We start from the raw sequence: 15,723 nt of genomic DNA, 5'->3' as shown, positions 1-15,723 counted from the left end.
TCTTCTTCCTTTTCAAAATTCATTTCATCCTTTTCCCAAATACTACCACAGGCTCTTTCTCTTTTCAACGACTGCGCCTTTTCTGTTGCAAATTGCCCACAGGATTGGTATAATTTGAAATAATGAAATCTGAACGAACCAAGGAGGAATCCCCATGAAAATTGCATGCTACGCTGCAGGTTCTGTCGGCACAAACTGCTATGTTGTTTCCGATGACAATGGCATCACAGCCATCATCGACTGCGACGGCAATCCCGCTCCCCTGTATTCCTATATTGAAAAAAATAACCTGAAAGTGACACATATCCTGCTGACCCACGGTCATTACGACCACATCGGCTCTGTCAATGAAGTAGCTGAACACTACGGCTGCAAGATCGTTGGCGCAGTGCAGGAAATGCCCTTATTCACAGACCCTGCCCTGAACGTTTCTCAGTTCGTTGGCGCTCCCATCATCGTGCATCCTGATGTACAGGTAAGCAACGGCGATGTGGTAAAAGTGGGCGATATGGAATTCACTGTACTGGAAACCCCCGGTCACACAGCTGGCTCCATCTGTTTCATCGGCAAAGATGTCATCTTCAGCGGCGACACCCTCTTCCAGGGCAGCTGCGGCAGAACAGACCTGCCCACAGGCAGCTGGGCCGATATCACAGTATCCCTGAAAAAGCTGGCGGCTCTGCCCGGCGATTATCAGGTTTATTCCGGCCACGGCCCTGCCACAACACTGGAAACAGAACGCAAAACAAACCCTTATATGAGATAACCAAAAAGCCCCTTTTCAGGGGCTTTCTTTTTTGGCTTTTCTTTCTCGCTTTGTTCGCTTGTGGGGCCACATGCTTTTTGCTATACTATTTTTAGTGACTAACCGACAGAAAAAGGAGGAATCCGCCATGAAATATATCCTTTCCTTAGACCAGGGAACCACCAGCTCCCGCGCGATTTTATTTGACCAGAACGGACAGATGCACAGCGTTGCCCAGAAGGAGTTCAAACAATATTATCCCGAACCCGGCTGGGTAGAGCATGATGCCTCGGAAATCTGGGAAACACAGCTGGAAGTGGCCCGCGAAGCCATTGCCAAACTGAATATCTCCGCAGAGGATATCGCCGCCATCGGCATCACCAACCAGCGAGAGACCACCATCCTTTGGGATAAGCGCAACGGCAAGCCCGTACATAACGCCATCGTTTGGCAATGCAGAAGAACGGCCCCCTACTGCGATTCCCTGCAGGAAGCAGGCTGGACAGATAAGATCAGAGAAAAAACAGGTCTGCTCATTGATGCCTATTTCTCCGCAACAAAAATCAGATGGATCCTGCAGAATGTACCCGAAGCAAAAGCACTGGCGGACAGCGGCAATCTGCTCTTCGGCACCATCGACACATGGCTCATCTGGAACCTGACAGGCGGTCAGGTACACGCCACAGACTATTCCAACGCATCCAGGACGATGCTCTTCAATATCCATACCCTGGAATGGGACAAGGAACTGCTGGAACTTCTGGAAATTCCCGCAGGCATCCTGCCGGAAGTACACCCTTCCAGCGGCGTTTTCGGCAACACCCTGCCCCTTCTCTTCGGTGCAGCTATCCCCATCGCAGGAGCAGCGGGCGACCAGCAGTCCGCCCTGTTCGGACAGGCCTGCTTCTCCCCCGGCACAGCGAAGAATACCTACGGCACAGGGGGTTTCCTTCTGATGAACACAGGGGACAAACCCGTTTCCTCTAAAAATGGTCTGGTAACGACCATCGCATGGGGTCTGGATGGAAAAATCACTTATGCCCTGGAAGGTTCTATCTTCGTAGCCGGCGCGGCTATCCAGTGGCTGCGTGATGAATTAAAACTGATCTCCTCCGCAGGGGAAACAGAAGGCCTCTGCAAGGAAGTTCCTGACACCTGCGGCGTATACTTAGTGCCCGCTTTTGTTGGTCTGGGCGCGCCCTACTGGGACCCTTACGCAAGGGGTGCCCTGACTGGTCTGACCCGCGGGGCAAACCGCAATCATATCGTTCGTGCAACGGTGGAATCCATGGCATATCAGACCTATGACGTGCTCCACGCCATGGAACAGGATGCAGGCATCCCTCTGGCGGAACTGAGAGTAGACGGCGGCGCCGCTGCCAACTCTTTCCTGCTGCAGTTCCAGTCCGACATCACAGGCGTGCCTGTCCTGCGCCCTTCCACACTGGAAACCACCGCCCTGGGTGCAGCCTATCTGGCAGGCCTGGCAGTTGGGTATTGGTCTGATTTGACTGAAATCCGCAGAAACTGGCAGGTTTCCGCAGCCTTCAACCCCAGCCTTCCCCAGGAAGAAGCAGAGGAAAAGGTAAAAGGCTGGCATCATGCCGTAAAACAGGCTCGGCTGACCGAGTAAATTCAGAACAAACCACTATATTTTGATTTATATAACACAACATCTTGTGTTTCAATTCCAGATATGGTATATTTATAGACAAGCCCCAGTATTTCACTAGGGTACTCTTGCCTATAAAGGAGGAAAAAACATGTACGTCATCAAAAAAGATAATACCCACGAAGCATGGAATGTGCAGAAAGTCGTGGTTGCAGTCAATAAATCTGCATATCGGGCCATGGTAAAATTCACCCAGGAAGAACTGGATTTTCTCTGCGAATACGTAGAAGAAAAGGCCCGTTCCCTGGGCCAGGAAGGCATTCCCATTGCGGAAATGCACAACATCGTGGAAAGCGCCTTGGAAAAGGTAAAGCCCGAGGTTGCCAAAAGCTATCGCGATTACCGCAACTATAAGCAGGATTTCGTAAAAATGCTGGATGAGGTTTACAAAAAAAGCCAGTCCATCATGTATATCGGCGACAAGGAAAACAGCAATTCCGACAGTGCCCTTGTTTCCACAAAGCGTTCCCTCATCTTCAATCAGCTGAACAAGGAACTGTATCAGAAATTTTTTATGACAACAGAAGAACTGCAGGCCTGCAGAGACGGCTATATCTATATCCACGATATGTCCGCCAGACGTGACACTATGAACTGTTGTCTGTTCAATGTAAAAGAAGTGCTGACAGGGGGTTTCGAAATGGGCAACCTGTGGTACAACGAACCCAAAACACTGGAAGTTGCTTTCGACGTCATCGGCGATATCGTTCTTTCCGCTGCCAGCCAGCAGTACGGCGGCTTTACGGTGCCTTCCGTAGACCTGCTGCTGGAACCCTACGCAGAAAAGAGCTATGAAAAATATTACCGCCGTTATATCGACCTGGGTCTGACTGCCCGTGTGGCAGACAGAGAGACCATGAAGGATATCCAGAAGGATTTCGACCAGGGCTTCCAGGGATGGGAATATAAATTTAACACCGTAGCATCCAGCCGCGGCGATTATCCCTTCATCACCATGACCTTCGGCACAGGCACAGGCAAATTCGCGAAAATGGCGTCTATTTCCATGCTGAACGTACGCCGCAAGGGTCAGGGCAAGAAAACCTGCAAAAAACCTGTTCTGTTCCCGAAACTGGTTTTCCTCTATGACGAAAATCTCCACGGCCCCGGCGGGGAACTGGAAGATGTGTTCGAAGCAGGTATCCTCTGCTCTTCCAAAAGCATGTATCCCGACTGGCTTTCCCTGACAGGCGAAGGCTATGTGGCGGAAATGTATAAAAAATATGGCGCTATCATCAGCCCCATGGGCTGCAGAGCCTTCCTTTCCCCTTGGTATGAAAGAGGCGGCATGGAACCTGCAGATGAAAACGACCAGCCTGTTTATGTAGGTCGTTTCAACATCGGTGCAGTCAGCCTGCATCTGCCTATGATTTATGCCAAAGCAAAACAGGAAAGCAAGCCTTTCTTTGAAGTGCTGGATTATTATCTGGAACTGATCAGACAGTTACACATCAGAACCTACGCTTATCTGGGCGAAATGCGCGCCTCCACAAACCCCCTTGCTTACTGCGAAGGCGGCTTCTATGGCGGCCATCTGCATTTCCATGATAAAATCAAACCTTTGCTGAAATCCGCAACGGCGTCCTTCGGCATCACTGCCCTGAACGAACTGCAGGAGCTGCATAACGGCAAGTCTCTGGTGGAAGATGGGCAGTTTGCCATCGAAACAATGGAACATATCAATCAGAAAATCACGGAATTCAAGAAAGCCGACGGCAATCTGTACGCCATCTACGGCACCCCCGCGGAAAGCCTGTGCGGCCTGCAGGTGACACAATTCCGCAAGAAATATGGTGTGATCGAGCATGTTTCCGACAGACCTTATGTTTCCAACAGCTTCCACTGCCATGTAACAGAGGACATTACCCCCATCGAAAAACAGGATCTGGAAAAACGCTTCTGGGATTTGTCTAATGGCGGTAAAATTCAGTATGTAAAATATCCCATCGATTATAATCTGGATGCTGTCCGCACACTGGTGCGCCGCGCCATGAAGATGGGTTTCTACGAAGGGGTAAACCTTTCTCTGGCATACTGTGACGACTGTGGCCATCAGGAACTGGAAATGGATACCTGCCCCAAATGCGGCAGCAGCAACCTGACAAAAATCGACAGAATGAACGGCTACCTTTCCTATTCCCGTGTCAAGGGCGACAGCCGCCTGAACGATGCGAAAATGGCTGAAATTGCAGAAAGGAAGAGTATGTAATGCGTTATCATAACATCACAAAAGACGATATGCTCAACGGCGAAGGGCTGCGGGTGGTGCTTTGGGTCAGCGGCTGCTCTCATCACTGCAAAGGCTGCCATAACCCCCAGACATGGGACCCCGAAAGCGGTATCCCCTTCGATACAGATGCGGAAAAAGAGCTCTTCGATATTCTGAGCCGTGACTACATCAGCGGCATCACCTTCAGCGGCGGCGACCCCCTATACGAAGGCAACCGCATGGGCATTGAACGCCTGGCGAGAAAGGTAAAGCTGGAATATCCCGATAAAAACGTATGGCTGTACACCGGCTATCGCTGGGAAGAGATCAGCGCCCTGCCGACGATGCAGTATATCGACGTACTGGTAGACGGCAGATTTATGGAAGACCTAAAGGACAGCAAGCTACACTGGAAAGGCTCCTTCAACCAGCGGATCATCGATGTACAGAAATCTTTGAAAAACAGTTCTCTGTACTTGTACAATGCGGAATAAGAAAGGAATATCATATGGAAACCATCAAAATCAGATATCTAAGCGATAAAATCGAAAAGCTGCGCTACATCGACGGCAAATCCGACTGGATCGACCTGCGCGCAGCAGAAAAGGTAGAACTGAAAGCCGGCGAATTCAAGCTGATCCCCCTTGGTATCGCCATGCAGCTGCCCAAGGGCTATGAAGCCCATATCGTGCCTCGCAGCTCCACCTTCAAGAACTTCGGCATCATCCAGACAAACCACTGCGGTATCGTGGATGAAAGCTACTGCGGCAACAACGATCAGTGGTTCATGCCTGCATATGCCCTAAGAGATACCGTCATCGAAGTGAATGACCGTATCTGCCAGTTCCGTATCTTTGAACACCAGCCTGTTCTTACATTTGAAGAAACAGATGATCTTGGCAATACGGATAGAGGTGGTATTGGCTCCACAGGAAAACAATAATTTCAACATTAAAAAAGACGACCTTTCGGTCGTCTTTTTTTGTTTCTTAATTAGTTCATAGGAGCAACTGCGCCGCCGTATGTATTGTTGATAAATTCAGCGATTGTGGGGCCCTGCAGTACTTCCATCAATTCTGCCAGACCAGGTGCATTTTCATTGCCGGCTTTAACTACTACTACGTTGCCGTATGTTGTAGCTGCTACAGAATCAGCGCCTTCGATCGCCAGAGCATCTTCGGATGTCAGGCCATTCTGCATTGCATAGTTACCATTGATAACTGCGATGCCCAGGTCGCCCAGAGACAGAGGCAGCTGAGCAGCTTCCATGTCAATGATTTCCAGGTTCAGAGGATTTTCAACGATATCCAGTTTTGTTGCAGAGATACCAGCTTCGGGATTCAATTTGATCAGACCGTTAGCTTCCAGCAGCAGCAGCGCACGGCCGCCATTTGTACCGTCGTTGGGGATACCAACTTTTGTACCTTCGGGGATAGCAGACAGATCAGTTACTGTGCCAGCATAGATCGCCATGGGTTCAAAGTGAACCTGACCGATGGAAACCAGGTTTGTGCCCTGTTCTGCATTGAAGGAATCCAGATAAGGCTGGTGCTGGAAGTAGTTTGCATCCAGGTCGCCGGATTCTGTTGCCAGGTTGGGCTGAACATAGTCTGTGAATTCTACGATTTCCAGGTTGATGCCTTTTGCTGCCAGTTCGTCTTTTGCTGCAGCCAGGATCTCAGCATGGGGTGTGGGAGAAGCACCGATTTTCAGTGTGATCGCATCAGCAGATGTGTCTTCTGCAGGAGCTTCGGAGCCACCGCAAGCAGCCAGGCCCAGTGTCAGTACGCCTGTCAGTAAGATTGCAAATAATTTCTTCATAGTACATTTCCTCCTTGTTTTTAAAAATATAATTGCTTTTGATTTTTATATGTAATCCCATTGGGATTTACAGTCTTCTGTCTGTGTGTTTGGAAATACGCATACCCGCTTCCTGGAATACCTGTACGATGATGACCATCAGGATGACCATAACATACATGATATCCTGCTGACCACGATAGTAACCATAGTTTGTCGCAATAGCGCCCAGACCGCCGGCACCAACGAAACCTGCCATTGCGGAATAGCCAAGGATCGTTGTGATGCTGATGGCACCGCCTACCAGCAGGGAAGGCTTCGCTTCAGGCAGCAGCACTCTTACCATGATCTGGAAAGGAGAAGCGCCCATAGACTGTGCCGCTTCGATGACGCCTTTTTCTACTTCCTTCAGGGAAGATTCCACCATACGGGCTACGAAAGGCGCTGCTGCGATCAGCAGACCAACGATAGCTGCCTTAGGACCAATTACCGTGCCAACGACTGCTTTTGTAAAGGGCATCACCGCTACCAGCAGGATCAGGAAGGGAACGGAACGGATAAAGTTGATGATCGTTCCCAGAAGCCTGTTCAGCCAGGGAACAGGCTTGATGCCATCCTTATCTGTCACCACCAGGATCAGACCAAGGGGCAGACCAATCAGATAGGCAAAGAGTGTGGAGATGAGTGTCATATAGATAGTTTCCCAGAAGCCGGAAACCACAAGGGATAACATACCTTCCTTAAACATATTCTACCTCCTCTACTACTACGCCTCTGTCTGTCAGATACTGGATCATTTTTGTTCTCAGTTCTTCATCTTCGGGGAACTGCACGACCATCTGGCCAAAGGCCTGCTCATCGATGGTTCTTGTATTTGCCGCCAGGATATTTACCAGGCCTTTTAAGTCGATCATCATTTGACCCAGAACAGGTTCATTTTCGCTGCCGCCCCTGAATACCAGGCGATAACAGTTGGGCAGGTCGCCTGTGTAGGCCTCTCGGTTGGAGCCTTCATGCAACACCAATTCCCGACCGATCTTTGTTTTGGGCGCACGGAACACCTCTTCTACGTCGCCTTCTTCTGCGATGAGGCCGCCATCGATAATGGCTACTCTGTCACAGATTCTCTGGATAACACTCATTTCATGAGTAATCACAACGATGGTGATGCCCAGTCTTTCATTGATATCCTTCAGCAGAGCAAGAACACCGGCTGTTGTGTTAGGATCCAGAGCGGATGTTGCTTCGTCGCAAAGAAGCACTTTAGGCTCTGTTGCCAAAGCTCTGGCGATAGCTACTCTCTGCTTCTGGCCGCCGGAAAGCTGTGCGGGATAGGAATCCATTCTGTCCGCCAGGCCAACCAGCTCCAGCAGTTCTTTTGCTCTTTCCTTTGCCTTTTCCTTGGATACACCGGAGATCAGCAGAGGGAAGCAAACATTATCCAGCGCTGTTTTCTGCATCAGCAGGTGAAACTGCTGGAAGATCATGCCCATATGTCTGCGCTGCTGTCTCAATTCTTTTTCAGGCAGCGCCGTCAGTTCCACGCCGTCCAGATAAACTTTGCCCCCAGTGGGACGTTCCAGCAGGTTGATGCAGCGCACCAGTGTACTTTTACCGGCGCCACTCAGACCAATAATACCGAATACTTCGCCTTTTTTGATATCTGCGCTCACACCATGGAGTACTTCCAATTCCCCCGCCTTGGTGCGGAAGCGTTTTTTGATGTCCTCTAAGCGAATCATCGTTTCCTGATTAGACATTTTTAAACCACCTTTTCTAAAACTAAAAAACTCTCGTCCCCTAAGTATAAAACTCAGGGACGAGAGCAAATATGCTTCGTGTTACCACCCTAATTCACCATAGCCTCACAGCTACAGCCTCTACAAGTACGGGTAAAATTACCGATACTCTGGCGCTTTCACGGGCGCTCCCGTCGCAGCCTAAAGGGGATTCCTCTCGGTGCGCGGCTCCAAGACCATCTTCCTACCTTTCCGCATTTCCTCCTTCGCAGCTACCGGAGGTTCTCTGTAAAATCATCCAGGAAGTACTCTTCTTTTCATTGCCTTTGTTCTTTTGAACTTGTACCCAATTATACGCCGTTGAAATTTTTTGTCAACCACTTTTTTAATTTTTTTAATCTGTTTCTTCCGTGGTTTCTGTTGTCAGACCGTATTCTTCAAAGGGGATATCCTCATAAATATACTGCTGCAGCATGTCTTTTGCCTGCTCCAGATCGTATACATAATACCAGCCGCCGTTGATGGTCTGGCCTGTGGATTCGATATGATCATTGGGGAAGGCCGCCTGTTCCAAAGAAAGATCGCTGCCCTTCAGGCCAACAGATGCCATCTTCAAAATCTCCTCATTACTCAGAGAGGTTTCCACCATAGGGGCAAATTTCCGCACATAGGAAGGGTATTCCAGAGGGTTGATTTCCAGTGCCTTTTCAAACAGAGAGGAAAGGACTTCTCTCTGTCGGGAGGCGCGCATGCTGTCGCTGTCGATCTTTCGGATGCGGGAATAGCTGACCGCCTGGGGGCCGTTCAAATTGATATAGCCCGTTTCCTGCAGGGGTTCGCCGCTGAGCAGATAGGCATTGACCTGCTGACGTTCCGCTTCCGTTACATCTACCATAACGCCGCCCATTTCATCGATGACTTCCGCCAGGGAATCGAAATTTACTGTCACATAATCTGTAATATTCATGCCGAAGTTTTCATTCAAGGTCTGGATCGCCAGTTCTGGGCCGCCGTAGGCATAGGCATGGTTGATCTTCGTATCATAATAACCGGGTACGGAAACGTGGGTATCCCGGGCAATGGAGATCAGCTTTACTTTTCCCGTCTTGCCATTGACAGAAGCGATCATAATAGCATCAGAACGCCCCTGGTAATCGTGATTTCTGGAATCCACACCATACAGAGCGATATTCATGATTTTTCCGTCTCCGTATTCTTCATTGACGGAAAGATTGCTTTCATCCAGTTCCGAGCGGTTCAGACCGCCCACCATATATAAAAACACGCCGTAGGCCACACCCATCAGGGCGACGCAGACCGCCAGAGTGATGGCAAGGGTCTTGAAATACAGACGCTTCAAATGCTTTTTCCGTTCTTCATCCAAGGGAATTCCTCCTTTGCTCTTTTGTACACTCTTTTATCTTACGGCGGTTTTCGACAAAAAACAACAAAAAAAGTCTTAAGAAGGCCGTTTTCCAAAAGAAAACCAATCTTAAGACTTTTTTTCGCAATATTTATTTTTGAACGATGGCAAGGATATCTTCCACAGGAGCGTACACTTCGCCGTCCACATAGAAGCACTGGATGCCTGTTTCCTTGCCGCCCAGAAGCAGCTTGAAATCGGCTTTTTTCGTCACCAGTCTGCCGCTGTCATCCATGAGCATTTCATTGCCCAGAGTTGTGAATTTTTTGCCCAGAGTCAGATTCAAAGTGCCTTCTTCCTTATGATATTCCGCAGAGAATTTTCTGCCTGCTTCCGCCAGTTGGCGCAGGGGCGCATGGGCCTTGCCGAAAATATCCAGTGTGGTAAAGGTCATTTCCTTATCATTCACAACAAAGGTCTGTTCCGCTGTGCTTCTGCTGTTTTCCAGACCGACCCATTCCAGTTCATAGGGCTTGATGCGATCGGTATAGATGCCATCCACGCCATTTTCCAGCACATCCTGGAAGATCAGATAGCGATTGATGGTATGGGCATAGACCTTCAGACCGCTGGCCTTCAGGATGCTGACATTTTCCTTCGTCGCCCTATCTACATGCAATGTCACCGTATCGATGCCATTATTGACGCAGAAAGAAGCAATGTCCTTATAATCGGGATATGCATAGAGATACAGGGTGAAAATCCAGTTCTGGAAAGGATGGATCTCCTTCACCCAGTTCAGCATTTCTTTATTGTAAATCTGTGGGATGATACGATCCAGAACCTCTGGCGCGCCGATATTCGTCGCGATATTTTTCAGATCTCGGAACTGTCTCTGCACCGTGGCTTTATCTGTATCCTTTGTATCTGTCACCAGATACATATCGGGGTATTCCACCATCAGATAGAGCAGGTCTACCGCTGTCATAGGTGTCTGTTCATAGACCGCAGGTGTTTCCACGTAAGTTTTGGAATCCATCACCAGATTGCCGTTGGGCTCGATCTCCAGGCGGTAATAGGAGCCATCGGCTTCAAAATCATGGCGCACCACCAGTGTGCCATCGGAAGTATAAGTAAAATCCCCTTCCACCACGCGGAACCCATTTTGCCAGGATGTGATGAAGGCTTCCTTGGAATTTGTTTCAATTTTACCATCGGCTTCCCCCAGGGCATGGGCGATCAGTGGGTTGGCACTCTGCCAGTCCGCCGCAAAAACAGGCTGCACCGCAGAAACGCCCAGCATGGCCGCCATAGCCAGAGCCGTCAGTCGTTTTCCTTTCATTTTTATTCTCTCCAATCTTCGGTATGAAAAAAATAAGCAGGGATAGTTGCCCATCCCCGCCCTTTTTTATTTTGATCAGTCTTCGTCGTCAAACAGATCGTAGAATGTATTGGATACTTTTTCGAAGTCATCATCGCTTTCGATATTCAGCAGTTCGATGCCTTCTTCGTTTTCTTTGTATTCATACAGCAGAACTGTTTCGTCTTCCAGAGGCAGCAGGGCAATGTATTCTTTGCCTTCGATACCATCTACTGCAAAAACGCCCAGAATACCACATTCCATTTCTGTATCGTCATCCAGTGTCAGTGTTAATGTTTCCATTTCCATTTCTTCGTGTACGTGATCATGTTCGTGATCGTGACCGCATCCGCATTTATCGCACATAGTTGAATCCTCCTTAAAAATCATTTTTTCATTAAATGCACTTCTTCATTATCATAACCGATAATCGCCTTTTGGACAATTATTTTTTTTGACTTTTTTGGCGGTTTGCCTCTTTTTCAGCAAGTTTTTTTGCTTTTTTCGCAAAGAAGCCCAAATCTTCATCCGCTTTCTTCTCTTTCTTGCCTTTTTTGCCGTCTTTTTTCTTAGTCTTGGAAGAAGCAAAGGGGAACTCGTCTTTTTCTTTTTTATGCTTTTTCTTCTTGGAGTCGCCGCCGCCAACTTCGATGATGATATCATCCTCCCAGTCGCCAAATTCGCCCCAGCCGTCGCCTTCTACCCATTTATCCTCAATCATGAGTTTTTTCTTTTTCATGGGTTTGATGATGTCTTTTTTGGTTTTCTGGCTGTCCACCAGTTTACCATAGGACATTTCCTTCTGTTCAAACTTGAGACCCCATGCCTTTTCGTATTTATGGACCCACTTGCGTTCGTAAGGTGTTACGATGGTGATGGCTGTGCCTTCCATGCCCTTTCTGCCGCAGCGACCTGCCCGATGCAGATAGTGGGTGGGTTCTTCGGGAACGTCTAAGTTGATGATATGGGTCACACCTTCGATATCCAGACCACGGGAACCGATATCAGATGCCACCAGAACATTGATACGGCCTTCGCGGAAACCGTCCATGGCGTTCTTTCTGTCCATCTTGCTTGCCTGGCCGTAAATACCAGCGGATTTAATGCCATGGTAATTCAGTTTATCCACCGTTACTTCGATATTTTCGGGGTTATTCAGGAAGATCATGCACTTGGCAGGCTTTTCCCCCGCCAGAATTTTGCGCAGATTTGCAAATTTTTCTCTGTGGGCGGAAAGGATGTAATAATGTTTGATGCCCTTAGGCACGATGCCGCCGCTTTTCGCTTCCAGATCGATGGCGTCTTTCTTCATCAGCTTCATGGCTTTTTCCTTAGCTTCGCCGCTGACAGAAGCAGAAAGCAGAACGATCTGACGTTCTTTCAAAGTGGTTTTGATGACAGCCTCCACATCTTCCACGTTACCGTCATCCATCAGTCTGTCGCCTTCATCCAGAACGATGGTCTTTACCAGGTGGGCCTGAATTTTTTTCTTTCTGATGAGGTCAAGGATACGACCAACGGAACCTACAACGATACGGGGTTTTGTTTTCAGTTTTTCCAGCTGTCTGCCGATGCCTGCTGCGCCGATGAGCAGGGCACAGCCCGCTTCAATGCCGCTGTTTTCCTGCAGCAGTTCCGCCTGATGGAACACCTGGGCCGCCAATTCATGGGTGGGGGTCAGGATAATGGCCTGTGTGCCTTTTACGTTCATATCCAGTTTTTCAAAAATGGGCAGCAGATAAGCCAGCGTCTTGCCGGAGCCTGTTTCGGAACGACCGATGACGTCTTTTCCCGTCAGCATTTCGGGGATCATTTTCTGCTGTATTTCTGTGGGGGCTTCGATGCCCTGCTTCGCCAACGCTTCCACCAGCTCCGCGCGCAGCCCCAGTTTTTCAAATGTATTTTCCATATAAAATCCCTTTCTATTCGGATAAAAATCGATACTTCTCTATATTAAATCATACTTAATTTTTCGAAATAGTCAAGGATGCCGCAGTAAATCGCCCATGCCAGTTTTTCCTGATAAGCAGCATCATTCAGCAATTTTTCCTCTTCCCCATTGGAAAGGAAGCCGCACTCTACGATAACGGCAGGGATTTCTGTGGTTCTTAATATGTAGTAATCCTTATTTTCCTTGGCCTGCCGCTGATTGCTGCCATCCACGCGGCTCTTCAGGCTTTCCTGCACACATTCCGCCAGAACCTTCCCATTTTCGCTGCTGTTATGGTAAAAGACCTGCGCCCCTTTTGCTTTTGCCGATGGAAAGGCATTCTGGTGGATACTGACGAGGATATCTGCCCCCGTTTCATTGGCAATCTTCTTCCGCTCCGCCATATCCGCCCCCTTGCCACTGCCAAGGGCATCATCGCTGCTGCGGGTCAGGATGACTTCCGCGCCGCCTTGTTCCAGATAGTCCGCCAGTTTTTCCACCACCGCCAGATTCAGGTCTTTTTCGTTTTTTCCATTGGTTCCCGTTTTGCCCGGGTCCCAGCCGCCATGGCCTGCATCCAGAACGATGGTCGCATCCAGCATAGGAAAAATGGCATCCTCCGCTCCATCCGATATCGCCGTATGCAGCAGACAGCCGCCAATGATACAAAGACAGCAAATCAATTTTACCTGCGTTTTTTGCAGAAATAAAAAAATCCCCTTCATGCACTCGCCTCCTTTATATAAAAGGATATGAGCCGAAGGAGAATTTTTTCATCAATCTTCCAAAATCGCAACAGCACGGGTAGGTGCGCCATCTGCGTCCTTATATTTCAGAGGCAGCGCCACAAAGGTGAACAGACCGCCGCCAATCTTGTCCAGATTCGTCAGATTTTCAATGATGACGATATCTCTGTTGCCAAGAAGCTTTCTGTGTCTGGGCAAGAGCATATCCGAAACAGGGTCGATGCCAATGGTATCGAAGCCAAGTCCCTTTTTGCCGCTTTCGAGAGCATACTGGCAAATTTCCATGGAAACAACAGGATAATCACCAAAATAATCTGCTTTATCCCAATTTACATCCCAGCCTGTGTTAAATAGCAGGAAATCCGCCTGATCCGCCAGTTCCCCAACGGCTTCCACACGTTCCATGCCAATGATATCTCCTGCTTTCAGGTCGCGACAATCGATGACGAGGGCTTTCCCTACGAATTGTTCTGCCGGCAATTCATCCAGCATCGTCCCCTCTTCGAAGAGGTGGGAAGGTGCATCCATATGGGTGCCGGTATGGGAGGTGATATGGAACATAGTCTCCCGAAAATGGTCTTTTTCAATGGTATTCGCCGCTTCCAGCCTTGCGGGGGCTGTGCCGGGAAATACAGGCATATCATTGGAAATCATCTGTGTCAGATCGATCACTTTCACAATGAGCACTCCTTTCAATTTTTATTTCATCGTTCTCCTATGGGACATACTATCATAAAAAATATAATCGTGTAAACCCATGCCATTCAGATATCCGCCTTGTCTGATTGTATCTATGTTCATACAAAGCGGACAAATGTCCGTCAATTTTACCAGTCTTTGCTTTTCTCTTTGAAAAAATTTTGCTTCATCCGCCAAAGTTTCATAGTGGGACCAAAAAAAACCCATTTTTGGTTGACTGAAAATTATAAAGTGTTATAATTCTTATATTGGCATTGTCCGTAATAGACGGTCAAGTGTCTCTCATCAAGCGAAGTAAGGAGGCTTATCTATGGAAAAAAGAGTATACAACTTCTCAGCAGGTCCTTCCATGCTGCCTTTGGAAGTTCTGGAACAGGCACAGCGCGAGCTGGTTTGTTACCCTTCAGCAGGCATGTCAGTGATGGAGATGAGCCACCGTTCAAAAGTTTTCGAATCAATTTTGAATAAAGCGAAGGCTGATCTCAAAGAATTGATGCATATCCCCGACAACTACAAGATTCTGTTCCTGCAGGGCGGCGGCTCAACCCAGTTTGCCATGATCCCCATGAACCTGATGAACAAAAACAACAAGGCGGATTATGTTATCACAGGCCAGTGGGCGAAAAAAGCGGCAGAAGAAGCAAAACGCTACGGCAAAGTGAACATCGTTGCTTCCTCAGCAGACTCAACCTTCGACCACATCCCCGAACTGGATAAAACGAAATTTGACCCCGAAGCGGATTATTTCTATATCACACTGAACAACACCATTTACGGCACACGCTGGACGGAATTGCCCGATACAGGCAATGTGCCCCTGGTGGGCGATATGTCCTCTTCCATCCTCTCTCAGGAAATCGATATTACAAAATTCGGCCTGCTCTACGCAGGGGCCCAGAAAAACCTTGGCCCCGCCGGCGTAACAGTAGTCATCGTGAGAGAAGACCTGTTGGGCAACGCCATGGATTTCACACCGACCATGCTGCGTTATGATATCCACGCAGAAAATAATTCCCTTTACAACACACCCCCTACCTACGGCATCTACTTCATGGGCCTGGTATTCGACTGGGTGAAACGGCAGGGCGGCGTTGCGGCTCTGCAGAAGATCAACGAACATAAGGCTGGCATCCTCTATGATTTCCTGGACCAGTCCGAATTGTTCCGCGGCACTGTTGTAAAGAAAGACCGTTCCCTGATGAATGCGCCCTTCGTTCTGCCTACAGAAGAACTGAACGCCAAATTCATCCAGGAAGCAAAGGCACAGGGCTTTGAAAACCTGAAAGGTCACCGCACCGTCGGCGGCATGCGCGCAAGTATGTATAACGCGATGCCCGTGGAAGGCGTGGAAAAATTAGTGGAATTCATGAAGAAATTCGAGATGGAAAATAAATGAGTTCAAAAGGGTCGTGAACAACGACCCTTTTCGTGCATATAAGAGAGAAAAAAGGAGAACAGAT

15 protein-coding genes and 1 other annotated feature are annotated in these 15,723 nt (G+C 48.6%); of the genes, 6 read left to right on the top strand and 9 right to left on the bottom strand.

What is annotated here, in order from left to right; translation table 11 throughout:
* Window positions 1–154 precede the first annotated feature (154 nt).
* From IJ369_RS09300 to IJ369_RS09280, 5 genes are all read left to right on the top strand, one after another.
* Window positions 155–766 carry an MBL fold metallo-hydrolase gene (locus IJ369_RS09300; RefSeq protein ID WP_290718405.1) on the top strand — a complete coding sequence of 204 codons (612 nt, stop codon included), beginning with the start codon at window positions 155–157 and terminating at the stop codon, window positions 764–766.
* Window positions 767–893: 127 nt separating this feature from the next.
* Complete coding sequence (gene glpK, locus IJ369_RS09295) at window positions 894–2,378, top strand: glycerol kinase GlpK (protein WP_290718403.1); 1,485 nt, start codon at window positions 894–896, stop codon at window positions 2,376–2,378.
* A gap of 130 nt (window positions 2,379–2,508) precedes the next feature.
* Window positions 2,509–4,626: an anaerobic ribonucleoside-triphosphate reductase gene (gene nrdD / locus IJ369_RS09290; protein WP_290718401.1), complete on the top strand. Its 2,118-nt coding sequence runs from the start codon at window positions 2,509–2,511 to the stop codon at window positions 4,624–4,626.
* The gene (gene nrdG / locus IJ369_RS09285; RefSeq protein ID WP_290718399.1) at window positions 4,626–5,120 is read left to right on the top strand and encodes an anaerobic ribonucleoside-triphosphate reductase activating protein; all 495 of its coding nucleotides are present in this window, start codon (window positions 4,626–4,628) and stop codon (window positions 5,118–5,120) included. The genes nrdD and nrdG overlap by 1 nt, the downstream gene beginning before the upstream one ends.
* Window positions 5,121–5,134: 14 nt before the next feature.
* Window positions 5,135–5,569, top strand: a complete 435-nt coding sequence (locus IJ369_RS09280; protein WP_290718397.1) for a dUTP diphosphatase — start codon at window positions 5,135–5,137, stop codon at window positions 5,567–5,569.
* 50 nt (window positions 5,570–5,619) lie between these two features.
* Here IJ369_RS09280 and IJ369_RS09275 read toward each other — a convergent pair whose 3' ends face one another.
* From IJ369_RS09275 to IJ369_RS09235, 9 genes are all read right to left on the bottom strand, one after another.
* Window positions 5,620–6,447 carry a MetQ/NlpA family ABC transporter substrate-binding protein gene (locus IJ369_RS09275; RefSeq protein ID WP_290718395.1) on the bottom strand — a complete coding sequence of 276 codons (828 nt, stop codon included), beginning with the start codon at window positions 6,445–6,447 and terminating at the stop codon, window positions 5,620–5,622.
* A gap of 67 nt (window positions 6,448–6,514) precedes the next feature.
* Window positions 6,515–7,174 carry a methionine ABC transporter permease gene (locus tag IJ369_RS09270; RefSeq protein ID WP_290718393.1) on the bottom strand — a complete coding sequence of 220 codons (660 nt, stop codon included), beginning with the start codon at window positions 7,172–7,174 and terminating at the stop codon, window positions 6,515–6,517.
* The gene (locus IJ369_RS09265; protein ID WP_290718391.1) at window positions 7,167–8,186 is read right to left on the bottom strand and encodes a methionine ABC transporter ATP-binding protein; all 1,020 of its coding nucleotides are present in this window, start codon (window positions 8,184–8,186) and stop codon (window positions 7,167–7,169) included. Before IJ369_RS09265 ends, IJ369_RS09270 begins: the two co-directional genes overlap by 8 nt.
* A gap of 52 nt (window positions 8,187–8,238) precedes the next feature.
* Window positions 8,239–8,495: a binding site (T-box leader), on the bottom strand.
* A gap of 64 nt (window positions 8,496–8,559) precedes the next feature.
* Window positions 8,560–9,549 carry an LCP family protein gene (locus tag IJ369_RS09260; RefSeq protein ID WP_290718388.1) on the bottom strand — a complete coding sequence of 330 codons (990 nt, stop codon included), beginning with the start codon at window positions 9,547–9,549 and terminating at the stop codon, window positions 8,560–8,562.
* Between the two features lie 130 nt (window positions 9,550–9,679).
* Window positions 9,680–10,870, bottom strand: a complete 1,191-nt coding sequence (locus IJ369_RS09255; protein ID WP_290718386.1) for a glycerophosphodiester phosphodiesterase family protein — start codon at window positions 10,868–10,870, stop codon at window positions 9,680–9,682.
* 75 nt (window positions 10,871–10,945) lie between these two features.
* Complete coding sequence (locus tag IJ369_RS09250) at window positions 10,946–11,254, bottom strand: DUF1292 domain-containing protein (protein WP_290718384.1); 309 nt, start codon at window positions 11,252–11,254, stop codon at window positions 10,946–10,948.
* Window positions 11,255–11,333: 79 nt separating this feature from the next.
* Window positions 11,334–12,797: a DEAD/DEAH box helicase gene (locus IJ369_RS09245; protein ID WP_290718382.1), complete on the bottom strand. Its 1,464-nt coding sequence runs from the start codon at window positions 12,795–12,797 to the stop codon at window positions 11,334–11,336.
* Between the two features lie 44 nt (window positions 12,798–12,841).
* A complete protein-coding gene (locus IJ369_RS09240; RefSeq protein WP_290718380.1) occupies window positions 12,842–13,543 on the bottom strand; it encodes an N-acetylmuramoyl-L-alanine amidase in 702 nt (233 codons plus the stop codon).
* Window positions 13,544–13,594: 51 nt separating this feature from the next.
* Window positions 13,595–14,242, bottom strand: a complete 648-nt coding sequence (locus tag IJ369_RS09235; RefSeq protein WP_290718378.1) for a cyclase family protein — start codon at window positions 14,240–14,242, stop codon at window positions 13,595–13,597.
* A 331-nt stretch (window positions 14,243–14,573) separates the two neighbouring features.
* On the opposite strand from IJ369_RS09235, the gene serC reads away from it, so the two are divergent.
* On the top strand, window positions 14,574–15,659 hold the full coding sequence (gene serC / locus IJ369_RS09230) for a 3-phosphoserine/phosphohydroxythreonine transaminase (RefSeq protein WP_290718376.1): 1,086 nt from the start codon (window positions 14,574–14,576) through the stop codon (window positions 15,657–15,659).
* Window positions 15,660–15,723: the final 64 nt, after the last annotated feature.

Origin of the sequence: Anaerotignum sp. (genome assembly GCF_017483025.1) — a bacterium.
In the GTDB taxonomy this organism is placed as follows: domain Bacteria; phylum Bacillota; class Clostridia; order Lachnospirales; family Anaerotignaceae; genus Anaerotignum_A.
Note: the sequence above shows the minus strand (reverse complement) of the source record. Positions and strands in the feature narration are given on the sequence as shown.